The organism is Cohnella massiliensis (assembly GCF_900169535.1).
GTDB classification, from domain to species: Bacteria; Bacillota; Bacilli; order Paenibacillales; family Paenibacillaceae; genus Cohnella; species Cohnella algarum.
In genome coordinates, this window is sequence record NZ_LT821255.1 from 1 (window position 1) to 21,403 (window position 21,403).

The window sequence follows — 21,403 nt, forward strand, 5'->3', positions numbered from 1 at the left end:
TGCAGGATTGGCTCGAGGAGCGCGAGTGCCGAGAGGTAGCGATGGAGAGCACCGGTGTGCTGTGGAAGCCAATATGGAACGTCCTGGAGTCCACCTGTGAATTGACTCTCGCCAATGCACGGCAGATTCAAAAGATGCCGGGACGTAAAACCGACGTTCAAGACGCACAGTGGATCGCCCAGTTGCACCGCTGCGGGTTGGTACAACCCAGCATGGTCGCCCCACAAGAAATCCGTGAGCTTCGGGACTTGACGCGGTATCGTCGCAAACTGGTGCAGCAAACGACCTCCGAGAAGAACCGTGTTCACAAAATCTTGCAGGATGCCAACATCAAGCTCACCACCTTTATGTCCGATTTGTTTGGCGTCTCCGGCCGGGCTTTATTAGACCGACTTGTCGACGGCGAGGTATTGGAGGAGGCGGAAGTTCGCCAGCTCGTCAAATCCCAGTTGAAGAAGAAAGTCAAACAACTCATGGACGCACTGAATGGTAAGCTGCTGAAACATCATCGCGAAATGATCAAGTACCACCTGGAGCACCTGAAGTTTCTCGAGGATCAAATTGGGCGGTTAGAAGAGAAAGTTCAAGTGCTGATCCAACCATACGAAGAAGAGGTGAAATTGCTAGATACGATTCCCGGCATGGATCGCACAGCGGCAATCACGCTGCTGGCTGAAATTACGCCTAATGCGGCTAAGCATTTCTCGTCAGATGCCAAGCTGGCCTCTTGGGTCGGTGTAGCCCCTGGGAACAACGAAAGTGCAGGCGCCGCATCATACAGGTCCGCTGGACGGACTACTTCTGCCGAGAGTCCGGACGGACGGCATCATGAGTCCGTCCAGCGGACTTCTTCGGTCCGTAGTCCGGGCCAGCCGGCCTGCTAGACGACGGCGCCGTCCCGCCGCAGCCATTCCCGCAGCAGCGCCGCGTCCACCTGCGCGGCCGTCGTGCCCAGATCCGCCGCCAACGCGGCGGCGGTGCCCGCGGCCTGGCCGGTCGCCATGCAGCTCGGCGTCAGGCGGGTCGTCGCCAGCGCCTCGTGCGTCGTCGAAATGCAGCGCCCGGCGGCCAGCAAGTTATCGACCCCTTTCGCGACCAGGCAGCGATACGGAATGTCGTAAGCGCCGTCGCCGCCGATCCAGGCGGCTTTGACGCCTTTGCCCGACGGGTCGTGGATATCGACCGGGTAACCGCTGCGCGCGACGGCGTCCGGGAATTTGCGCCCGGACACGACGTCGTCGATCGTCAGGCTGTACAGCCCGTCGATCCGCCGCGACTCGCGGACGCCGATCTGCGTGCCGACCGCCGAAATCGAAGCCCGGGCAAAGCCGGGCACGCTCTTTTGCAAAAATTCCGCCATCAGCAGCACCTGCCGCCGGCCCTCATCCTCCGCTCTCGTCAAATCTTCGACGTCGGTTCCGCTAAGCCCCTGCACCCGCGTGCAGTTGACCAAAACCTCGTCCTCGGCCGGCCCCGCGAACAGCAGCACCTGATCGCGGTTGATCGGCACGTTCGCCGCCTTCCACTCGGCATAGAAGCCCTGAATGCCGGTAAGCGGGATGCGCTCCAAATCGGCAAACGGCGTTTTATGATAAAAATTGTCCGGATTTTCGATCATCGCCCGCTTCACGGCTTCCAGATCGACGCCGCGCATCCGGAACTTCATCGTCATCGGCTGGGTAAGCCGGTCGCCGTCCCGCCCGACAAGCGTGGGCGCGCCGGACAAGTTCGCCACGTCCGCGTCTCCCGACGTGTCGACGAACATCGTCCCGCGCACGCCGATCCGCCCGGACTTGCCGGTCAGCGTTACGCCGGCAATCCGGTTCCCCTCCACCTCGGCCTCGTCAACGAAGCTGTGCAGCAGAAGCCGAACGCCGGCTTCCTTCAGCATATCGAGCGCCGTCACCTTGAACAGCTCCGGATGGTACGGCGTGACGGTGCTGACGAAGCCGACCGTATCGCGCAGATGGCCGGGAGAGCCGCCGCAAGCCATCAGCCGCTCCACCAGCTCCTGCGGAATGCCCCGGATGACCTGCTCTCCCGTTTCGGTATGAAACGTCATCCACGGGTAGACGAGCGCCGCCGTAGACATCCCGCCCAGAAATCCGTCCCTCTCGATCAGCACGGTGCGGGCGCCTTGACGGCCGGCCGCGATCGCCGCCATAATGCCGGCCGGGCCTCCCCCGACGACGACGACATCCGCCTCAAACGTTTTTTTCATTTTCGCTCGCGCCCCTTCCTAGGATAAGGCCGGCAGCCTTGACTTTCATTCCGGCCGCTTTCGGTCAGGCCGGCCTTTTTCCTGCTTGGCTGTAAATATTCAGCATTCAATCCGGTCCATTTCGGCTTTGAGCCATACATCTTCCAACTGCCGCCTCCAACTTCCGGCCGGGCATCTTCTCCGTCCGGCGTCTCCACTTTCAGCCGGGTAGCTTCTCCGTCGCCGTCTCCAACGTTCAGCCGCATCTTATCACTTGGCCGACCGTCCGATCCGCGCTTATCTAACTCCCTTTTTATATCCGCTCTGTCTCTTCATCTCTTTGCTCCGCCCCGCTTGGCCGTTAATCCTTCAGCCCGGTCATCGCCACGCCCTCCATAAATTGCTTCTGCGCGAAGAAGAAGACGATCAGCAGCGGCAGCGTGGCCATCACCGACGCGCTCATAAGCAGATGCCAAGCCGTGCCCGCTTCGTCGGTAAAGAGCGACAAACCGAGCGGAATCGTCATCAGCTCCCGGCTGTTCACGAAAATAAGCGGATCGTAAAACTCGTTCCAGCAGGTCAAAAAGGTGAAAATCGTCAGCGTCGATATCGCGGGCCCGGCGAGCGGCATCATGATCCGCCAGTAAATGCCGAACCGGGAGCAGCCGTCGATCATCGCCGCTTCCTCCAGCTCCTTCGGCAGCGTCAGGAAAAACTGCCGCATGACGAATACGCCGAACACGCCGCCCGCGCCGAAGATCGGCACGACAATTAGCGGAAAATGCGAGTCGAGGAACCCGAGCTCCCGCATGAACAGAAACATCGGAATCGACGTCGCCTCGTGCGGAATCATCATCGTGCTGAGCAGGATGAGAAAGACGAGATTGCGCCCGACGAACGGGATTCTTCCGAACGCGTACCCGGACAGAGAGGTGAACAGCACCGTCCCTGCGGTGACAAGCACGGCGATATAGACGCTGTTGAAGTAAAACCGGCCGAACGGGATCGTTCGCAGCACTTCGGCATAATTCTCCCAACGGATGGGCGAAGGAATCCACTCGGGCGGAAATACGAAAATGTCCGAAGGTTCCTTCAGCGACGTGGACAGCATCCAGACGAAAGGCAAAATCATCAAGACGGAGATGACCGCCAAAATCGAATAATGAATCAGCACGCCCGGACGAAACCGGAAACGAGGGGACGACGGTCTTGCGATCGGTTCAGCTTTCATGGAATACCCACCTTTTGCGAAGCTGCCACTGAATCAGGGTAAATACCAAAATGATGCAGAACAAAATGAACGCCACCGCGGAAGCGTAGCCGAGATCGTACAGCTTGAACGCCGTTTCCCAAATGTAATAGACGAGCACCTTGGTGGAGTTGCTGGGGCCGCCCTGTGTCATGACATAAATTTGACTGAACACTTTGAGCGAGCCGATCACCGTCATGATGACGGTCAGAAAGACGGTCGGCGTGATCATCGGAAGCGTCACCTGGAAAAACGTCCGGGTCCGTCCGGCGCCGTCGAGCTTGGCCGCCTCGTACAAATGCGCCGGAACCTGCTGCAAGGCCGCGATGAACAGCACCATGTTCAGGCCGACGTTTTTGAGCACGCTCGTCACGATGACCGCCGGCATCGCCAGGTCGGGATTGTACAGCCAAGCCGGACCTTGAATTCCGAATATTTGCAATATTTGGTTAATAAACCCCGAATCGGTGGCCAGCATGTACTTCCATACGATGGACCAGACGACGAGGGACGTAATGACGGGCGTAAAGATCGCCGTGCGGAAAAAGCCCATTCCCGGCAGGCTCTTCGTCAGAAGCAGCGCGAGCAGCAGCGCCAGCGCAATGTTGAGCGGGACGAGCCCGACCGAAAAGTAAACGGTGTTGCCGAACGATTTCCAGAAGATGTCGTCGTTCATGATGTTGCGGTAGTTGTCGAGTCCTGTGAACGACGAGCTGCCGAGCAGCGGCCAGTCGGTGAAGCCCATATAGAAGGCCATTGCCATCGGGAGAAGCAGAAAACAGATAAAACCGAGCACCATCGGCGAGATGAACAGCCATCCGGTCAAATTCGCGTCCCGGACGAGCGGGTTTTTCGAGGCTTTGCGTCGGCTCGAGCTCATGGCGTCATCATCCTCCCGCTTTGTCGATCGCTTCGCGGAACCGGCTCGCCGACCGGCCGATCGATTCCGCGGTCGAGCCGATCGAAACCGCGCCGACAAGCAGCGCCTTGACGCCGCAGCCGATCAGATGCGGGACGTCGTCCGGCGTCACCTTCCGCTGCGTCGGCACGATGACCGGCAGGCCGGAGCGCTCCGCCAGCCAGCGGTATTTCAGCAGGTCCGCCAGCGTCAGCGGCGTTCCGTATTCCGCGCCGGGCACGACGGACGCTTCCAGCGCGTCGATGCCGAACGCTCCGGCGGCTTCGAGCAGCCGCAGGTCAAACTTGTCGTCGATCGCGAACGTCCGGGCGAGCCCTTGCGCTTCGAGCATGAACGTCGGAAGGTGCCAGGCGTAGATGGAGAAAAAGTCGAAGCCCGCCTCGGGCAGGGCCGCGATTTCTTCCCGGCTGACGTCGGCCGCGGAGCCTCCCGGCACGACGCCGAGCGGCCCCCGGAACAGCGACCGGATTTCGGCGAACGTCTCCTTGTACGATTCCAGCGAGCCGAAGCTGTTTCCGCTTGCCCGGTGCGCGACGTTAAGGTGAACCTTCAGCCCGTCGGCCCCTTCCCGGACGGCGGCCTCGGCCAGCTTCGCATCGTTGGCCGGCAGGCTGACGAACAGCTGCAGCTTGCCGCTTTGCAGCGATTGGCGTAAACGGTTCATGACGGGGTCTCCCTTCGAATGAGACGACGGTTCGCGAATAAGCGAACCGTCGTCCCGCTTTTCGTTATTTGGTTAACAGCGGATCGATCGCTTGCTTCATTTGGTTCACGATGTCGGCCGGAGCGGCGGACTGTCCGAAGAGCCGGTCGAAGCCGAGCAAAATTTCGTTGTCGATTTTGGTCCATTGCACATGGCCCGGCTGCACGACGGCTTTCGGCATTTCGTCGATCAGCGCCTGCTTGATGTGCTCCGCCGGAGGATTGTTCGGCTGATTCAGGAACGCGTCCGAATTCAGCACCGATTGGCGCGGCGGCACGAAGTAGGTCGACGTTGCCTGCACGCCTTCCTGGCTGGCCAGGAATTTCAGCAGCTCTTTCGCTTCCTCCGGATGCTTCGTCTGTTCGAAGACGACGTAGCCGGCTTGCCCCATCATCGGAGCGGAACCCATCGAACCCGACGGGAACGGCGCGATGCTCCATTTGAAATCCTTGATTTCCCGCGCTTTGGACATGTAGCTGTAACCGTCGAAGTACATGCCCAGCTTTCCGGTTTCGAAGCTGATCTGCTCGCCCGCTTTCGGGTGGGAGCCGTCGACGAACATCATTCGGTTCAGCATCTCGAACGTTTCGACGCCGTACTGGTCGTTCCAGGTGAAAGACGTCATGTCGTCGTTGAAAATGTCGCTGCCGTTGGACCAGGAATAGGACGGAAGCATGATCCACGTTTTCCAATCCCGGAAAAACGTCGCGCCGTACGTTTTGTCCGCGCCGGTGCCGGACGTAAGCGCTTTAGCCGTTTCCGTGAATTTTTCCCAAGTCCATTCGCCGCTTGCCGCCAGCTCGTTCGGCGTCGGAAGACCGGCCTGCTCGAACAGGTCCGCGTTGTAGAAAATAACGCTCGGCGGCGTCGAGAACGGCAGGCCGTACAAGCCGCCTTCGCTCGAAAAAAGCTCCAACGTGGACGGAATGAAGTCGTTCAGGGCGAACTCGGCGTCATCCTTGATGTCGGAGATGTCCGCGAGGATGTCGTTCGCCATAAATTGCGGCACCATCCGTTCGGAAATCCACGCCAGATCCGGCAGCTCGCGGCCGGCGGCAAGAACGGACACCTTTTGCTGATAGTCGGCGAACGGCACCGATTCGAGCGTCACCGTAATGTTCGGATGCGTTTCCTTGAATTTGGCCAGCAGCGTTTCATACATGTCCAGGTGCTGCTGATTGCCCCAGGTCATAAACTTCAGCTCGACGGGCTCGCCGCCGGCCGATCCGCCTTGCTGCGTGCCCGACGCTCCCGGCGCCGTGGAACTCCCGGCATTTCCGGAATTGCCGGAATTGCCGCACGCCGCCGCAAACACGGCAAGCGCGACGAGCAGCATGGCCAATAACGATTTTTTCATCTCTCTTTCCCTCCCGCTTCGCGCTGATCATGTCGTACGTCTTTTATTGTAGGGAAAGGCAATGTTACAAAATATCACGCGACATACACTTTTGGTACGTTTTATTAGCCAGTTCGTTTTAGCCCCCGTGCTCCTCGCGGTAAACGCCCGGGGTAACGCCCGTCGCTTTCTTGAACACGAGCATGAAATGCTTCGGGCTCTGGTAGCCGGACAGCCGCGCGACGTCGTAAATTTTCAGCTCGGTGCCGGCCAGCAAATATTTGGCGCGCGCAAGCCTCGCCGCCATGATGTAATCGGACAGGTTTTCGCCGGTTTCCTGCTTGAACAGCTTGCTCAGGTAAACCGGGCTGAGATGGACGAGCTCCGCCAGCGTTTGCAATCGCAGATCCCCGTCCGGATGGCCGTCGATATGGGCTTTCAGCTTGCGGATCAGCTTCCGCCCGTCGCCCGGGGGAATCGCCTGCTCCTCCTCCGGTCCCGCAGGCAGAGCGATGCCTCTTTCCTTATCGATGAGTCCCCGGATGCGCTCCAGCGCCTTAAGCATCGCCGCCCGGTCGATCGGCTTCAGCAGATAGTCCGCCACCCCGTGGCGCAACGCCTGCTGGGCGTATTCGAAATCGCCGTAGCCGCTGATGATGACCAGCGGCATATCGGCGTACCATTCCCTCACTTTGGCAATTAGCGTCAGGCCGTCCATCTCCCGCATCCGGATGTCGGTGATGATGGCGTCGGGCACGTCCGTTTGCAAATAACTCAACGCTTCCTTGCCGCTCGCCGCTTCCTTGACGATTTCAAAACCGTCGGCAAGTCCCGTGATGACGCTGCGGATGCCCGTGCGTATCGTTTCCTCGTCTTCAACCAGCAATAGTTTGATCATCGCCGTGGCTCCTTTCTACGGCCGGAATCGTAATGGTGAACGCCATGCCCATGCCGGGGCTTCCGTCGATATGAAGATCGGCCTCCGGACCGAACATAAGGCGAATCCGCTGCGCGATGTTGCGCAGCGCCAGCCCGCGCTTCCGCGCGCCGGGCGGATCGGGGACGAGCAGCGACTGGCGCAGCCGCTCGATTTGCCTGTCGTCCATCCCGATGCCGTCGTCGCGCACGATGATGAGCAGCTCGTCCTCGAACGCGGCCGTGCTGATCCAGATCTCGCCGCCTTCCTCCCGATCGCCGATGCCGTGGAAAATCGCGTTTTCCACGAGCGGCTGGAGCAGCAGCTTCGGCACCTGCAGCCGCTCCGTCCCCGGCTCGACGTCGAACCGGACGCGCAGCCGCTCGCCGTAGCGGAGCTGCTGGATTTTCAAATAGGCGCCGACCGATGCCAGCTCCTCCTCCAGCGCCACCGTTCGCCCGCTTTGCGTTACGGTGTACCGGAGCATGCCGCCGAGCGCCGTGACCATGTCGGACACCTCGTAATTGTTTTTCTTGAGGGCCATCATGTTGATCGACTCGAGCGTGTTGTAAATAAAATGCGGATTGATCTGGCTTTGCAGGCTGGCGAGCTCTGCCTCCTTCTCCCGGATTTCGACCGCATACACCTCGTTGACGAGCCGGTTGATTTCCTCGGCCATCCGGTTGAAGCCTCTCCCGAGCTGCCCGATTTCGTCCTGCGTTTCCACGGGAACGCTCTGCTTGAAGTTGCCCGTTTCGACCAGCAGCATTTTCTGCTTCAGCTTGACGAGCGGCTGGCTGATCCGGTACGCGAAAAAAATCGCGATCAGGCAGGCCGCGGCGACGAACAGGACGGCGATGAAAATCGTGAACTTCTGCAACTGCTTCGTTTCCTGGAGCAGCACGCTCTCGGGAATGTAAGCGATCACCTTCAGCCCCGAATAGGAAGAATTATCGACGACGGTAATGAAACGCTGCCCGCCCGGCGCCCGCTCGTACACGCCGCTGCCGTACGTCGCGCTGACCGCCCGCAAATCGCGGGCTAGAGACGGATCGGTCTCGCCGCTCGTTTTTTCGAAAAACAGGTCGTTGCTCCCGTTCATGACGAACAAATTGCCGTTCTCCTCGAACCGGTAATTCGCCAAAATCGTGCGGAACACGTCCAGCTTCAGGTCGATGACGATCATCCCGAGCTGACGGTTGCTGCCGGGCTCGCGAAGCATGCGGGCAACCGAAAAATACTCGTCCGGGTCGCCGGGAATGTAGTGGCCGAGCGAATGAGGGGGAATGAGCGCCCAGGCGCCGTCGGCTTCGCGCACCTTTTCGCTCCAGGGCAGCGCCCCGATATCCGCGAATTTCATCAGGGTGGAATCGACGTTCGTAAAAATAAAGCCGTTGCCGGCGATAATCTGGATGCCTTTCACTTCCTGAAGGCCGTAGGCCGCGCCCGAAATGTAGAGGAACATTTTCTCCCGTTCCTCGATGGTCGGACGGATCCCGACGGAGGAGGCGCCGCCGTATTTGTTCAATATCGCCACCACGTTCGGATCGTACAGCGGCGTAAGCGACAACCGCTGCATCTCCGCCAGCGTCCGGTCCAGGTTGCGGTTGATTTGCTCGGTAATTTGCACGGTGTTCTCGGTCGCCCTACGCTCGGTGGACGACGAAAACTCCCGGTACGTCACGATGCCCTGCAGGCTCAGCGGAACCGTTATCATCAAGATGCTCAGCAGCAGCAGCTTCCAACGCAAGCTCATTTTGGCGAACATAACGCTCTCCTTCTTGGTGCGAATCTTATGGGCTACGGGCGTCCCGAAATGTAACAAAAGTTTACTTCATCGAAAAAGAATTAAGCAACGGTTTATTTGAAACGCCAAAAGACAGGAAGCAAAACGGAAGCCTCCCGCGAATTTCGATAGAATAGGGACGGGCGCGGCCGGCCGGTTCGCGAATAGCATTTATACCCAACTGCGTATGGCTGCATGCGTTTGGCGGGTTGAGATGAGTCATGACGACTCAACTGGATCGACGGCTTGCGTGCGGGGGCGGTGAAATGGGTATTTTTGACTCAACTGCGTATGGCTGCATGCGTTTAGCGGGCTGAGATGAGTCATGACGACTCAACTGGATCGACGGCTTGCGTGCGGGGGCGGTAAGATGGGTATTTTTTACCCAACTGCGTACGGCTGCATGCGTTTGGCGGGTTGAGATGAGTCATGACGACTCAACTGGATCGACGGCTTGCGTACGGGGGCGGTAAGATGGGTACTTTTTACGTATGGCCGCGTGCGTTTAGCGGGTTGAGATGAGTCATCGCGACTCAACTGGATCGACGGCTTGCGTGCGGAGGCGGTGAAATGGGTATTTTTTACTCAACGCAAGCTTGCTCGGCGCTTTCGCACGGTGAACACGACCAGATGGGCATGAGAGGCAGCGAAGCTTCGCTGGATTTTATCCACTACGTATGCAAAAAACCTGACATGAAGCTAGCCAAAATAAAAAAAGTCTCCTATTGTAGAGGAAGCAGACAAAATTGCCCATTTCCCTACAAAGGAGAACTAACCCATGGGCAATATACACCAAAAAACGGTTATGCGCAAGTGTTTAAAAGAACTTAAACTCCATATAAGAAGACTTCCTCTAGCGGATCGCTATTCAAAAAAATTGACGATCACCGCGGCCATCCTGTTATGTATCGAGGGGGAAATTCAACAGCGAAGGACCTTGGAAGATATTCAGCTCCATTTGGCTACCGATCCCTATCTTCAAGAACTGACTGGCGTGTCTTCCGTTCATGCCTCGACGCTGAATCGAAAGCTGGCGAAACTGCCCTTGGAATACTTGCAGTGCATCTTCAATCGATTAGCCTCCCGACTGCAACAACTGATGCCAGGCGCCAAGGGAGTTGGTCATTTGGGTAAACTGGCCCCTATCGATTCAAGCAGTTTCCTTCTTCCGTTTGTGTTTGGCGATTGGGCCTTTTATCAGGATCGAACCAAGGGGGTGAAGATGCACACTCGGCTGCTATGCTTGGACGAAGAAAATCCCTTTCCGGACCGGATCGTCTTGTCCACGGTTGGGGTCTCTGATCAGATGGCGGTTGATGAGCTCGTGACACGCAAGGATCTGACCTACATTTTGGACCGGGGCTACGTGAATTACACGCGCTTTTGTGCATGGGCGAAAGACGGCATTACCTTTGTGGCCCGACTTAAAACGACCAACACGTTCACGGTATTGCAGGAGCACCCTGTGAAGGCCGACACGCCGATCCTGCGGGATGCAACCGTCACGATCTACGACAAGAAGACGAAAACCCATCGGCCGTTTCGCTTGGTGGAGTTCCAGGACGACGAGCGTCGGACCTCCAGGCTGCTGCCCAACCGCTTCGATCTTAGCGCCGTGGACGAAGGTGAAGTCTATCGCTGCAGATGGCAAATTGAGTTGTTTTTTAAGTGGATCAATCAACACCTGACGACGATCACCTCTCTCAACCATGATCCAAATGCCGTATGGGCTCAGTTGTATCTGGGCGTCATTCTCTATCTGTTGTGCCAGCTCGTGCATCGTGAAACGCCGAACAAGTTGACCCTGTTTAACTTTGTTCGTTATTTGCGTCATTACAGCCAATACCCGTGGAAGCGGTTCGTCACCATCTTGAATAAACCTACGGAACGAACCAGTCGGGGAAGGCAAAAGCGAAAACAAGCCAAGACCGTCCCTCGGATTCAACCTGGCAGAGGCAAAAATGAACGTGAGGTTGTGAAGATTCTAGTCCCGTAACGAAACCATTTGGATCCAAACCTTTTTTTGGCAATTTTTCTGCGATTCCTCCCCTGTTGCTCGTTTTTCCTCTCCCCATCCAAACGACATGTAAAATATTAGGTCAAAGGAAATAATAATGACAAACCAACTCGGTACTGGATTTCGCGTTAGGTTTATTGCATGTATAGTGGATTTTATCCAATCAAAACAGACTTTTCCGCGAAACCAGTTGGCTTCGTTGGATTTTGTCCAATCTGGCGAGGCTTTTTCGGGGATTTCGCCCGAAACTCCCGTTCTTCGTTGGATAAAATCCACTGTAAACCGCGGTTTTCCCGTTTCCCGCTCCGGCGATTGGATAAAATCCAACATAGGCTGACTCGCGCCAATCGGCACCGCGACCGCCCATCGACGAAGGCATCCCGCCGCCCCTATCCGGTGCGTTCGACGCCGGTTTCTACCCTCAGCCCCGCTCTCCTTCTCCCCTAATCTTCCCTAAAACTCTTTCGTAAGGCGAATAACTTAAACTTCCCGATGCCGAAAAAAGGGCGCCGCGATCGCGGGCGCCCTTTATCGGGATGCGGATAGACTCCAGCGCGACGGGAGAACTCGCCGACCGGGGCGAACCTCTCGCGCGCGTCCCGGCTTCAGCTGTATCTATCGATAATGTTGGCCAGCACGCCGGCAACATGCGAGAGGCCTTCGCCCAAATCGCCGCCCGACAGCTCGACGCGGACGAACGTCTCGTCCGTATCCATCGCTTCCGCGAACAGGCCGAAAATGCTCGTCGCTTTGCGGTCGATCTGCAGGAGCAACGTTAAGCCGTCGCCACGGCTTCCCAGAAACATGAGCTCCAGTTCGTCCAGCCGCCCGCGGTAGCGTCCGCCGCCGGGAATCCATTCGAACTCCTGAACGAACGGCAGCGAGCCGCCGAGACGGGGCGCGTACACCGTTTCCGTCTGCTTCAGGCGGAATCCCAGCATGTCGATCGCGTCCAGCACGACTTTCTGATCGCGCGAAGGCATAATATGAATGCGGTCCTCGTCGGTCGGATCGACCGCGGATTGGATGTCCGCGTTCGTTTTGATCCAGACCGGCGTACGTCCGATCGACAGCGGCGTATTGCGCGGCAGGTAAAAGGAAAACGGAACTTCCTCGCGCGAGCCCGGCGCCAGAACGAACGGCTCCGTCACGCGAATGCGCGCGATTTCCGCGTTCTGATGCAGTTTGCTGTCGTTCACTTCCCGAACGTACTGGGACATGACGGTGAGGACGATTCCGTCGATCCGCTGCTCGACCGCCCCTCCCTCGATCCGCACGACGCCTCGGACTTCGTCTCCGGGAGCATAAGAGGATGTTTCCAGTACCGTGTCCACCTTTGCCGAACCGATGCCGACGCTTGCCAAAATCCGGCCGAAAAACGACATAGCCCACCCGACCTTTCAACTGAATTGGATAAATACATCCTCTTATACGAGAGAGAGGTAGAAAAGATTCATCCGCATACGGAAATTTCCATCGCGCCGGCCGCCTCCTTCAGGTCAGCAAGGATTTCGCCAGCCTGCCCGCGGCCCGGAGCCGGGGCCTTCTCATGTGCCGCTGCACGTGACGATAATCGGTCAGCATGACGTTGGCATCCTTCATCGCGTATTCGAAATCGGCGTCGAGCATGAGCCGGTATTCCCAAACCCGCTTCTTCCAGGACGGAATCGATTTCGCCAGCTTCTCGTCCTCGACCGCCGGATGAATGTACGTCTCGGTAACCCCGTCGGGCAGCTCGTAAAGCCTGGCGATCATCATGGCGCGAAACGATTCGTAGCTTTCGCCTTCTTCGGCATGGTACGGATGGCTGATCAAATAGTCTGGAACGCCGACGCCGAGCGTATCGGCGAGCGCGACGACTTTATCCAGCGCGCGCTGCGTTTCCGGGCTTGCGATGGACGCCATGAACGAGTCCCTCGGCTCGAAGCGGCGAAACAGCCGGAACGGCAACCTCCTGCGAGAGCATAACCACAGTACCTGGGGCAAATGGCTTTTGCCCGTCGCCAACCCGTACAGGCTGCCCATATGATTGTCGGCGTGCGCGATGTCGATCCCCGCCCGCCTCGCCGCTTCGAACTGCGCCTTCATCTCGAGCCTCACCGCCCTCGGTTCGGCGTTGCGCTCGAACTCCTCGACCGTGTGAAACATAAATCCCTCTTCGTCGTGCAGCGAAGGATGCCCGGTGAGGCTGCGCCAGCGAATCGCGTCGTATTCGCTCGTAAACGTCAAATGCAGGCCGACGCTTCCGATTCGGCGTTTTCGGCACCACGCCGCCGCTTCCGCGAACGCCGGAGCCGGCGGCATGATCGTCGCCGAAGACACCTTCCCTTCCTCCAGCAGATGCATAATCGCCCGATTGGCCGCGGCGCTCTGGCCGAAATCATCGCAGTTCAGAATCAATCGTTTGGCCATGCTCCTCCTCCTTTCTCCTGCGCCGGTCAAAGCCCGCCGGCGCCGCCGGCGCGCCCGGATCCTTCATGAACATCGAAACGGCGAACGAAACGGCGAGCAGGCAGAGCGGCACGATGCTGATCAGCACCCGAAACGTCGTCTCCGGATGCGGGCCCGGTTCGTCTCCGCTGACGTAACCGAACGCCAGCCCGACGAGCCAAAAGGCGACCGCCGAAATGAGGCCGCTCGAGCGGGTCACGAATCCGGCAACGGCCGTGTAGACGCCCTCTCTCCTTCGGCCGGTTTTCTCGGCGTCGAGGTCGACGATACGGCTCGCGAGCAGCGCCGGGGCGACGAGAAACCCGGCCATGCCGAAGCCCGCGGCAATGCCCGCCGCGATGCCGCCCCAAAGGCCGCCGGCGAACCAGAGCGGGATGACGGACAGTCCGTAGACGGCCAGCGCGAGGCGCCAGCTCTTGAGCCCGCCCAGCTTGCGGACGATGAAGTACCAGACCGCCACGAGCGGAATGATCGACACGAACACGGAGGCCAGCACGAACGCAACTTGGGATTCCGGAATTTTCAGCGCGTATTTGGCATAAAAGGGAATCATCGAAGCGAGGAGTCCGTTGACGGTCTGGGCGAACGAATTGGCGATGTAAAACGTCCAAAAGGGCTTGTTTTTCAGCGTTTCGCGGAACGCTTCCTTCAGCGGGAGAGGGGGCGCCTTGCGCGCGTTTTCGTCCTCGCGGACCGAGAACGCGAACCACAGCATGAAAGCCGCGAACGCCAGCGAATACGCGACCGACATCGGGCCGAAGCCGATGGCGGCATAGACGATCGGCGTTAGCGCGGTGCCGATCAAAATCGCCGCGATCTGAAAGCCCTGCTGCACGGCGGACGCCTTTGCGCGCAGCCGCTCGCCCCGGAACAGCTCGGGGAACAGCGCGCCGTAATTGACCCACAGCAAGGTAGAAACGCTTTCGAACAGGACAAGAGCCGTCAGAAACCAAACGAACAGCCCGCTCTCCGAAAGTTCGCCGGGAACGGAAAACACCATGATGAACGTCAGCATAAAGAGGGGGATGGAAGCGAAAATCCACGGCCTGCGCCTTCCGTGCCGGGTGTTCGTCCGGTCGGACAGATAGCCGGCCATCGGGTTGTTGACGGCGTCCCAGACGAGGTAAATCGTCCGGGCGATCGTGGCCAGCCCGACCCCGAGGCCGAGCTTCTCCACGTAGTAATAGCTGTAAAACGAGCTGAAAGCCTGACTGGGAATCATCATGGCGAACATGCCCAGCGCATAGGCCGCCGGGGAATTGATAAACTTCCTGTTCATCGGATCGGGCCCCCGTTTACGAAGAGTAAAGGCAGCAGCGAGAACGACAGGAACAGGCTGAAAGGAAATCCGAAGCGGGTTCTCGTTCCATTTTACCACGGCTGCGGGATCGGGAAAGCAAAAATTTAAGCGTTTTCTTTTCTTCCGGTCACGGCCCGCATCGGGATGGTCCGTTTATGATCGAGTCCGGCGAGACATGCTAACGGCAGAGAACGATAACTTCTAAAAACGGAGTGACGTGATGACGCAGCCATCTTATAAAATCGCCCGCTTGGACAGGCAGCCGCAAGCCGTAGAACAAATCCGCGAGCTGGAGCGCCAGTTAAGCGCCGAAGCCGGTTCCCCCGTAACGTTGATCGCCTATACCCGGTCGGATGACGAAGGGGACGCGGTAGACGAAACCCGGCTGCCGGGGGTCTAAGCGCGAAAAAAGCCTGAAAGCGGGACGTCTTCGTCCTGCCTTCGGGCTTTATCGGATTGCGCCTTTAGCGGGTTTTCACCAAGATTTTGCGGATGCTTTCGCCTGACAGGTGGTATTTCCCCTCCAGGGCTTCGACGGACCATCCGTCCTCATGAAGCCGGCGGATTTCCCGGTTCCGTTCCGCCAGCATTTGTCTCGTGCCGCTCACTTCTCCCCAGCGGGCGCGCCGCTCCTGCGGTTTCGGTATATAAATCAATTCGCCGTTCACATACTTTTGGAGTTCTTCCAGCAAGCTAGGGGGAAGCACATCCTTCCCGTTTTTGTATAGCAAAACAGACGTCCTCCTCGAACAGGTTTTCGCACGGCCGGCCGCTTAACGCATTGCCAACATTCATGTCTTGCTTCCTCCCCTCGTTTGGATATTCGTCTTTGCCGCAAAAACGCGAATACGGCTTCCCGCGCCGCTCTTCGGCTTCGAAAAAGCGGCATCGGCGGCGGACCTCGTCGCCGGTAGCCTACAGTATATAAACCTGAATTACGAAAGTACCACCTCATAAAAACATGAAAAAGTGCCCAGATCTTTGGTAGAATGGTGTTTGCCTAGAACATCACCAACCAAGAGAGGAGCACCCTTAAGGTGAAGTCTACCACAAAAATCGCGTCATTGAAAACGGCATTTTCTATGAGAAATGCAACAAATTTTGCAGGAAGCAAGGTGATCCTCGGATTTCTTGAAAACATCGGTTTGAATCAAGCCCTTCGGAGCCTTGGACTAGCCAAAGCGGCGAATGCCATCTTTCCGACGCATCGCATTCTGCAGATGCTCATCATCGGCTGGATTTTGGGCTGCGAACGTCTCTTTCATTTCAAATCCCTACAAGGTGATGCCTTGATCGCCCAGGCGCTGGGCGGCCGGGTGCCGCATCACACATTGTTAAACAAGGAATTGCTTCGTCTGGGCAAAGCCCACGACCATTTAGCGCCAGCCCTGCGAAACCTGAATGTCGAAATCATTGCACCGCAGCTACCCGACTCCTTGATTCTCGATCTGGATTCGACTGTTGAGACGGTGTACGGCAACCAGCAGGGAGCGGAAGTCGGTTTTAACAGTCAGAAGCGCGGCCGAAAGAGCTATCATCCCCTTCTCGTGTACGAAGGGCAGTCGCGAATGCTAGTGAATGCCGCGCTGCGTCCCGGCAACACGAGCAGTTCGACCGACGTCCTTTCGTTTGCCCGGCAAACGCTGGCGTTGTTGGAATCCCACCACGTACGCTATGCCCGGTTTGACAAAGGCTTTGGCGGAGAAGACTTCTACGCGTTCTGGGAGTCCCGTCAGATCGGCTACGTCGGCAAGCTGAAATGGACAAGTCGTCTCCAGGACCAAGTCAAAACCTGTGCGCATTGGACACGCTTTGTGGACGAGGACTGGATCATTGCAGGCATCGTGATGGCCTACCAAGCGATCGGTTGGAAGAAGATGAGCCGAGTTGCTGTCATCCGCAAAATGCCGCGTTGGGACGGGGATCAGTCTCAGTTGGAACTGGATTTGCTTTGGCAATACGAAGCCATGGTCACAACGGAGGAATGGGAAGCCATCGATGTGTGGCGGTTCTACAACCAGCGCTGCTGCATGGAGAACTACATCAAGGAAGGCAAGAATGGCTTTGCCATCCACCGCATTCCAACGCAGTCGTTTGCCGCCAATGAAATCGACCTGCTCTTAAAGCTGCTCGCCTATAATCTCTTTGAGCGATTCAAGCATCATTGTTGTGAGCCGATTCACCGATCCTACACCATCCAGCGGTTCCGGCGAACGTTTTTTGTTTGTGCAGGTGTGTTTGTCCAGCATGCCCGCCAAATGACATTGAAACTGAGTACGTCTTTCCAAAACCAGTGGGCATGGCGACGAATGGAGCGAAAAAGTATTTTATTGGAATAAACGATAATCCCAATTTGTGTCTTGGAAATCCCGTTGCCCCTTCATGTGGGGAGGGGGAAAGTAACGGCATTTTTGCTCGCATTCCATTTTGACTGCATATTCTGCCTCCATAATTGGTTGTGAAATCCAAGTTCTGCGTCTTCAAAAGCCTGATTCTATAGGCTTTCGTAATTTAGGATAAAAAGTCGGCTTGCGCCACAATCGTTTTTTTCCATGTAAAAGGGAGGCCGGAACGGCCTCCCCCGGTAACGGCGACTTCCGCTTACGCGGAAATCACCTCAGGATGGTTGATCAACGGGATCATCTCCTTTCACGCTTATTTGTCGGCCCGACAACCTTATTGTAGCTCCGATTCCGCCCGGCAAAAAAGTGAACAAACGGCTATAATCAATTTTTCCGGAGTACGTCCAGAATCGTCTCCACCACGAGCTCCGGCTGGTCATGAATGACCATATGGCCGCTTTGTTCGGCGACGATCAGCTCGCTGTCGGTCGAAATTTCGAGCATTTGCCGCTGGCCGGACTGCCAAATCTCCTCTAGCTTTCGGCCGCCGGCTTCCGAAATGCCCGCTTGGGCGTAGTCCTGCGGCAGCCCCCGGGCGATGATCCGCACCGGCAGCGAGCCCAACCGTTGTCCGCGAATGGCGTCTTCGGTCGAATAAGCCAATTCGGCTTCCTTCTCCTTCGCCTCGAAGTATTCGGGGGTTGCGATGACGTTGAGAAATTGCCCCCGGTCTTCCTTCGCCACCAGGCCCTCCAGCAAAAAGTCCTGGAACAAACGCAGCAGTCCCGACTGCTTGAGCAGTTTGAGGATAGAAGCCGGCGGATTCCCCGCGAAGTTCTCCTCCTTCAAAATTTCCCGGGTGTCCCGATCGTCGTTCTCCGGCCTCGCGTCTACCAGAACCAGTCCCATGACCTCGTCCCGGTACGTTTCGGCGAACAGCCGGGCATACATTCCGCCCAACGAGTGGCCAACCATCAGGTACGGTCCCTCGATCCCTTCCTGTTTCAGCGCCGTGTACAGCTCGCCGACGATATTTTCCCCGGTGCGTTCCCGGCTCGCCTCCTCGCTCCAGGCATATCCGGCCCGATCGTAGGAGACGACCGTGGCGTGGCGGGCCAGTTCCTCCGGGATATCGCGCCAGGACAAGCTCGTTTCGCCGCTTCCCGCTTCGAGAACGATCGTCGGGGAGCCGCTGCCGGCTTTGACGAGATGAAGCTTGTAGCCGCCAACGTCCACCAGGGTGCCGGGCGGAGGATAATTGTTCGCGGCTTGCCTCGAAGCGACGGCTTCATACGCGAAGCCGGAGCCGATCGCGAGAACCGCGACCGCCGCCGCGATCAAAAGTCCGTATTTCAGCTTTTTCCATTTCGATTTCTTCTTCCGCTTGCCGCCTGTGTCCATCTGAAAAATTCACGCTCGCTTTTCATTTATTTAGTACATTGTATTACAAAATCATTTTAGCACGTTGTATTAAAAAAGAAAAGCGCGTATAATAAAGCCATGCCGAAAATCGTCAATCATGATACGCAAAGACGCATCGTCGCCGAAGCCGCTTTAAGGGTGATCCGGCAATCGGGCCTGGAACAGGCCACCGTGCGCAAAATCGCGGAAGAGGCTGGATTGTCCGTCGGTTCCATGCGCCACTATTTCTCCACGCAGGTGGAGCTGTTTGCTTTCTGCATGGGTTTGTTCGTCGAACGAGTGGAAAAAAGACTGGAAGCTTTCGAGCCTCAAGGGCCGCTGCTGGCGGACTTGAAGCGGATACTGCTGCAGTTTTTGCCCGTCGACGACGAGCGGACGCTGGAAATGGAGGTCTGGTTCGCTTTTCATTCGAAGGCGCTGGTTTATCCGGAATTAAGGAGGTTAAGCTCGAATATTCAGGACGGGTTGTACAAGGTTTCGCGGTTTGCGCTGGAGGAGCTTGTCCAAAACAAGCTGGCGCGGCCCGGCATCGACGTCGAGATGGAAACGGAAAAATTGTACGCGCTCATCGACGGATTGGCCATTCATCGGCTGATGCAGCCCGAACGGCTGCCGAACGAAAGGCTTGAAGGCATCGTCGAAGCCTATCTGCAGGCGTTATGCGCCGCTCCTGGAGCGGCGGACGGAAACGATTGACAATACGGGCTCGCCTCCTATATTCTGTAGCCGTGAACCGCTTTTCGGCGACCTGCAAACGCTTACTATCCGTTGGCGCCGATAGCGCACACCCATTTCGAAGGGGGCTCCCGTCTATGCCGCAAGGACTGTTGGGAACGAAAACGATCACGCAAATCGGCATCCTGGTCAACGACATCGAGAAGGTAATCGAGGCGTACGCCGATTTTTTCGGCGTGGAGAAACCGAAGGTCATCGTGACGGACATCGCCGACATCGCGCAAACCGAATACAAGGGCCGGCGTTCCGAGGCCCGGGCGAAGCTTGCTTTTTTCGACATGGGGTCGGTGCAGCTCGAGCTCATCGAACCCGACCGGGAGCCGAGCACGTGGCGCGAATATTTGGATGAGCATGGGGAAGGCCCTCATCACATCGCTTTTGTCATCGAGGGCATGAAGGAGAAAATCACCCTTTTGGAAGGCAAACAGATGGCCCTGCTGCAAAAAGGCGAATATACCGGCGGACGGTACGCCTATATGGATACGATGAAAGAGCTGAAAGTGATCGTCGAGCTGCTGGAGAACGACGGATGAGCGCCCCGGGGAAAACGATTTTGGCGATCGCGGGCGACGATTACCATCCGGAGGCTCCGATCCGGGAAGCGCTGGAGCAGGCGATCAGGTCGGCGGCGGACACGAACGCCGCCGGGCTGCGGATCGGCGCGGCGACGGAGGCCGTCCGCGTCCGTTACGCTTCCGCGGAACGTCTGCTTGAGGAGCTTGCCGAGCGGCCCGCCGCCGTCGTTCTGTTCAAGGAAAACCGGATCAATCCGCAGGACCGCGAGATCAGGCAATGGATGACCGAAGAGGCCGAATCCGCCATCGCCGCCTATGCAGAAGCCGGCGGCGGGTGGCTCGCCTGGCATTCGGGACTTGCCTCTTACCGGACGGACGGGGCGTATGTCGGCATGCTGCGCGGCTATTTCCTCCATCATCCCGAACGTCACCGGCCCGTGCGCTATAGCGCGGAAGCGGCCGGCCCGCTCGCGGGAGGCTTCCCGGAGGGCGATCCGGGAAGCGGCTCGGGCGCCGCGAATCCGGCCGCGTCGTTCGAATTCGCGGACGAGCATTATTTTGTCGCGTGCGACGAACCGAATACGACGGTTTTCCTCCGCTCCGAATCCGCCGACGGGGAGTCGATCGCCGGGTGGGCGCATGCTTACGGCAAAGGCCGGGTATGCTGCTTGACCCCCGCCCACACTCCCGAAGGGCTGCTTCACCCCGGTACGGTCGGCACGCTCGGAAGGTGCGTCGCCTGGATCGCGAATATCGGATAGTCAATACGGGTAGGGGTAGGGGTAATACGGCGCGGGCTGTGCGGCCGCATAATTCGCGAAGCTCGCATAGCCCGGATAGCCCGGATAATTCGCGTAGTAGCCTTGCGGATAGAACGGCGCGGGAGGTTCGGGGGCCGTCTCGGGCGACGGCGCGGCCGCTTGCGCGAGACGGTCGTCCATGCTCGGAGCGAAGCCCGCGGGCGGCCCTAAAATGACGGACTGCCGAATCGGCTCCACCGCCTTCTCGTATTCTTTTTCATCCACGGAGTAAGCAAGCTGCATGATTTGCCCCGGCGTCATCCGAAGGAAATCGGAACCGTACACGATATCGGGCGTCGGCCGGTCGAAAACGGTCAGAATATGCGTGTCGTCCTCAAGCCCCACGATCCAGTGGAACCAGCCTTTGGGGAACATGGAGGCCTGGCCCGGCTTCAGCCGGTAGGACATCAATTTTTGCGTAAACGGATTGAACACGGTCGTCGCGACCTCGCCGCCGATGACAAAGACGAGCTCGTTCACATTCGTGTGCCAGTGAGGCTGAATAATGATCCCTTTGTTCATGCGAACGTTGAAAAAGCCCGTCTGAATCGCCGGCAGCTGCTCCGCGAACAGCTGCGTAATGTAATTGTCCGCATCCCGGCGGTACGTGACGACTTCGTTGGAGTCGCCCGTCAAGGTAAGCGACGGCGACGTTAAAACCGGATCCACAAGCTTTTTCCTCCCGCATAGGTTAATGTCTATCCATATGTAT

The 21,403-nt window shown here is 57.8% G+C and carries 20 protein-coding genes; 7 read left to right on the forward strand and 13 right to left on the reverse strand.

Annotated features, from left to right (window positions below; genetic code table 11):
- The coding region (locus B7E11_RS03320) for an IS110 family RNA-guided transposase (protein ID WP_139787052.1) at positions 1 to 884 on the forward strand (884 nt) is incomplete at its 5' end.
- Here B7E11_RS03320 and B7E11_RS03325 read toward each other — a convergent pair.
- From B7E11_RS03325 to B7E11_RS03355, 7 genes are all read right to left on the reverse strand, one after another.
- The gene (locus B7E11_RS03325) at positions 881 to 2,221 is read right to left on the reverse strand and encodes an FAD-dependent oxidoreductase (protein WP_080832208.1); all 1,341 of its coding nucleotides are present in this window, start codon (positions 2,219 to 2,221) and stop codon (positions 881 to 883) included. The two genes, B7E11_RS03320 and B7E11_RS03325, sit on opposite strands and share 4 nt — an antisense overlap.
- Positions 2,222 to 2,561: 340 nt before the next feature.
- On the reverse strand, positions 2,562 to 3,431 hold the full coding sequence (locus tag B7E11_RS03330; protein ID WP_080832209.1) for a carbohydrate ABC transporter permease: 870 nt from the start codon (positions 3,429 to 3,431) through the stop codon (positions 2,562 to 2,564).
- Positions 3,421 to 4,329: a carbohydrate ABC transporter permease gene (locus tag B7E11_RS03335; RefSeq protein WP_080832210.1), complete on the reverse strand. Its 909-nt coding sequence runs from the start codon at positions 4,327 to 4,329 to the stop codon at positions 3,421 to 3,423. The genes B7E11_RS03330 and B7E11_RS03335 overlap by 11 nt, the downstream gene beginning before the upstream one ends.
- 7 nt (positions 4,330 to 4,336) lie before the next feature.
- Complete coding sequence (locus tag B7E11_RS03340) at positions 4,337 to 5,032, reverse strand: beta/alpha barrel domain-containing protein (protein ID WP_080832211.1); 696 nt, start codon at positions 5,030 to 5,032, stop codon at positions 4,337 to 4,339.
- Positions 5,033 to 5,096: 64 nt separating this feature from the next.
- Positions 5,097 to 6,428: an ABC transporter substrate-binding protein gene (locus B7E11_RS03345; protein ID WP_080832212.1), complete on the reverse strand. Its 1,332-nt coding sequence runs from the start codon at positions 6,426 to 6,428 to the stop codon at positions 5,097 to 5,099.
- Positions 6,429 to 6,546: 118 nt separating this feature from the next.
- On the reverse strand, positions 6,547 to 7,305 hold the full coding sequence (locus tag B7E11_RS03350; protein ID WP_080832213.1) for a response regulator transcription factor: 759 nt from the start codon (positions 7,303 to 7,305) through the stop codon (positions 6,547 to 6,549).
- Positions 7,283 to 9,091, reverse strand: coding sequence for a cache domain-containing sensor histidine kinase (locus B7E11_RS03355; protein WP_176220588.1), 1,809 nt, complete (start codon positions 9,089 to 9,091; stop codon positions 7,283 to 7,285). The genes B7E11_RS03350 and B7E11_RS03355 overlap by 23 nt, the downstream gene beginning before the upstream one ends.
- A 796-nt stretch (positions 9,092 to 9,887) precedes the next feature.
- On the opposite strand from B7E11_RS03355, the gene B7E11_RS03360 reads away from it, so the two are divergent.
- A complete protein-coding gene (locus tag B7E11_RS03360; protein ID WP_080832214.1) occupies positions 9,888 to 11,105 on the forward strand; it encodes an IS4 family transposase in 1,218 nt (405 codons plus the stop codon).
- Positions 11,106 to 11,731: 626 nt separating this feature from the next.
- Here B7E11_RS03360 and B7E11_RS03365 read toward each other — a convergent pair.
- From B7E11_RS03365 to B7E11_RS03375, 3 genes are all read right to left on the reverse strand, one after another.
- A complete protein-coding gene (locus B7E11_RS03365) occupies positions 11,732 to 12,511 on the reverse strand; it encodes a sporulation protein (protein WP_080832215.1) in 780 nt (259 codons plus the stop codon).
- Between the two features lie 109 nt (positions 12,512 to 12,620).
- A complete protein-coding gene (locus tag B7E11_RS03370; RefSeq protein WP_080832216.1) occupies positions 12,621 to 13,538 on the reverse strand; it encodes a ChbG/HpnK family deacetylase in 918 nt (305 codons plus the stop codon).
- Positions 13,507 to 14,856, reverse strand: a complete 1,350-nt coding sequence (locus B7E11_RS03375; RefSeq protein WP_080832217.1) for an MFS transporter — start codon at positions 14,854 to 14,856, stop codon at positions 13,507 to 13,509. Before B7E11_RS03375 ends, B7E11_RS03370 begins: the two co-directional genes overlap by 32 nt.
- Positions 14,857 to 15,097: 241 nt before the next feature.
- Here B7E11_RS03375 and B7E11_RS03380 point away from each other — a divergent pair, with 241 nt between their 5' ends.
- Complete coding sequence (locus tag B7E11_RS03380) at positions 15,098 to 15,277, forward strand: hypothetical protein (RefSeq protein ID WP_080832218.1); 180 nt, start codon at positions 15,098 to 15,100, stop codon at positions 15,275 to 15,277.
- Positions 15,278 to 15,341: 64 nt separating this feature from the next.
- Here B7E11_RS03380 and B7E11_RS03385 read toward each other — a convergent pair whose 3' ends face one another.
- A complete protein-coding gene (locus tag B7E11_RS03385; protein WP_080832219.1) occupies positions 15,342 to 15,608 on the reverse strand; it encodes a CD3324 family protein in 267 nt (88 codons plus the stop codon).
- Between the two features lie 306 nt (positions 15,609 to 15,914).
- Here B7E11_RS03385 and B7E11_RS03390 point away from each other — a divergent pair, with 306 nt between their 5' ends.
- Positions 15,915 to 17,216: an IS1380 family transposase gene (locus B7E11_RS03390; RefSeq protein ID WP_080832220.1), complete on the forward strand. Its 1,302-nt coding sequence runs from the start codon at positions 15,915 to 15,917 to the stop codon at positions 17,214 to 17,216.
- Positions 17,217 to 17,603: 387 nt separating this feature from the next.
- On the opposite strand, the gene B7E11_RS03395 is transcribed toward B7E11_RS03390, so the two are convergent.
- A complete protein-coding gene (locus B7E11_RS03395) occupies positions 17,604 to 18,620 on the reverse strand; it encodes an alpha/beta fold hydrolase (RefSeq protein WP_080832221.1) in 1,017 nt (338 codons plus the stop codon).
- Between the two features lie 99 nt (positions 18,621 to 18,719).
- On the opposite strand from B7E11_RS03395, the gene B7E11_RS03400 reads away from it, so the two are divergent.
- The 3 genes from B7E11_RS03400 (at position 18,720) to B7E11_RS03410 (ending at position 20,652) form a co-directional block, all read left to right on the forward strand.
- Complete coding sequence (locus B7E11_RS03400; protein ID WP_080832222.1) at positions 18,720 to 19,337, forward strand: TetR/AcrR family transcriptional regulator; 618 nt, start codon at positions 18,720 to 18,722, stop codon at positions 19,335 to 19,337.
- Positions 19,338 to 19,453: 116 nt separating this feature from the next.
- A complete protein-coding gene (locus tag B7E11_RS03405; protein WP_080832223.1) occupies positions 19,454 to 19,909 on the forward strand; it encodes a VOC family protein in 456 nt (151 codons plus the stop codon).
- Entirely contained in the window at positions 19,906 to 20,652 is a 747-nt protein-coding gene (locus tag B7E11_RS03410) for a ThuA domain-containing protein (RefSeq protein WP_080832224.1), read from the forward strand. The genes B7E11_RS03405 and B7E11_RS03410 overlap by 4 nt, the downstream gene beginning before the upstream one ends.
- Here B7E11_RS03410 and B7E11_RS03415 read toward each other — a convergent pair whose 3' ends face one another.
- On the reverse strand, positions 20,653 to 21,360 hold the full coding sequence (locus tag B7E11_RS03415) for a cupin domain-containing protein (RefSeq protein WP_245809610.1): 708 nt from the start codon (positions 21,358 to 21,360) through the stop codon (positions 20,653 to 20,655). It lies immediately after the preceding gene.
- Between the last annotated feature and the right edge of the window lie 43 nt (positions 21,361 to 21,403).

Bases quoted from the DNA above. Each gene is read 5' to 3' on its own strand.
- B7E11_RS03325 (WP_080832208.1), bottom strand. From the start codon at position 2,221: ATGAAAAAAACGTTTGAGGCGGATGTCGTCGTCGTCGGGGGAGGCCCG.
- B7E11_RS03330 (WP_080832209.1), bottom strand. From the start codon at position 3,431: ATGAAAGCTGAACCGATCGCAAGACCGTCGTCCCCTCGTTTCCGGTTT.
- B7E11_RS03335 (WP_080832210.1), bottom strand. From the start codon at position 4,329: ATGAGCTCGAGCCGACGCAAAGCCTCGAAAAACCCGCTCGTCCGGGAC.
- B7E11_RS03340 (WP_080832211.1), bottom strand. From the start codon at position 5,032: ATGAACCGTTTACGCCAATCGCTGCAAAGCGGCAAGCTGCAGCTGTTC.
- B7E11_RS03345 (WP_080832212.1), bottom strand. From the start codon at position 6,428: ATGAAAAAATCGTTATTGGCCATGCTGCTCGTCGCGCTTGCCGTGTTT.
- B7E11_RS03350 (WP_080832213.1), bottom strand. From the start codon at position 7,305: ATGATCAAACTATTGCTGGTTGAAGACGAGGAAACGATACGCACGGGC.
- B7E11_RS03355 (WP_176220588.1), bottom strand. From the start codon at position 9,091: ATGTTCGCCAAAATGAGCTTGCGTTGGAAGCTGCTGCTGCTGAGCATC.
- B7E11_RS03360 (WP_080832214.1), top strand. From the start codon at position 9,888: ATGGGCAATATACACCAAAAAACGGTTATGCGCAAGTGTTTAAAAGAA.
- B7E11_RS03365 (WP_080832215.1), bottom strand. From the start codon at position 12,511: ATGTCGTTTTTCGGCCGGATTTTGGCAAGCGTCGGCATCGGTTCGGCA.
- B7E11_RS03370 (WP_080832216.1), bottom strand. From the start codon at position 13,538: ATGGCCAAACGATTGATTCTGAACTGCGATGATTTCGGCCAGAGCGCC.
- B7E11_RS03375 (WP_080832217.1), bottom strand. From the start codon at position 14,856: ATGAACAGGAAGTTTATCAATTCCCCGGCGGCCTATGCGCTGGGCATG.
- B7E11_RS03380 (WP_080832218.1), top strand. From the start codon at position 15,098: ATGACGCAGCCATCTTATAAAATCGCCCGCTTGGACAGGCAGCCGCAA.
- B7E11_RS03395 (WP_080832221.1), bottom strand. From the start codon at position 18,620: ATGGACACAGGCGGCAAGCGGAAGAAGAAATCGAAATGGAAAAAGCTG.
- B7E11_RS03400 (WP_080832222.1), top strand. From the start codon at position 18,720: ATGCCGAAAATCGTCAATCATGATACGCAAAGACGCATCGTCGCCGAA.
- B7E11_RS03405 (WP_080832223.1), top strand. From the start codon at position 19,454: ATGCCGCAAGGACTGTTGGGAACGAAAACGATCACGCAAATCGGCATC.
- B7E11_RS03410 (WP_080832224.1), top strand. From the start codon at position 19,906: ATGAGCGCCCCGGGGAAAACGATTTTGGCGATCGCGGGCGACGATTAC.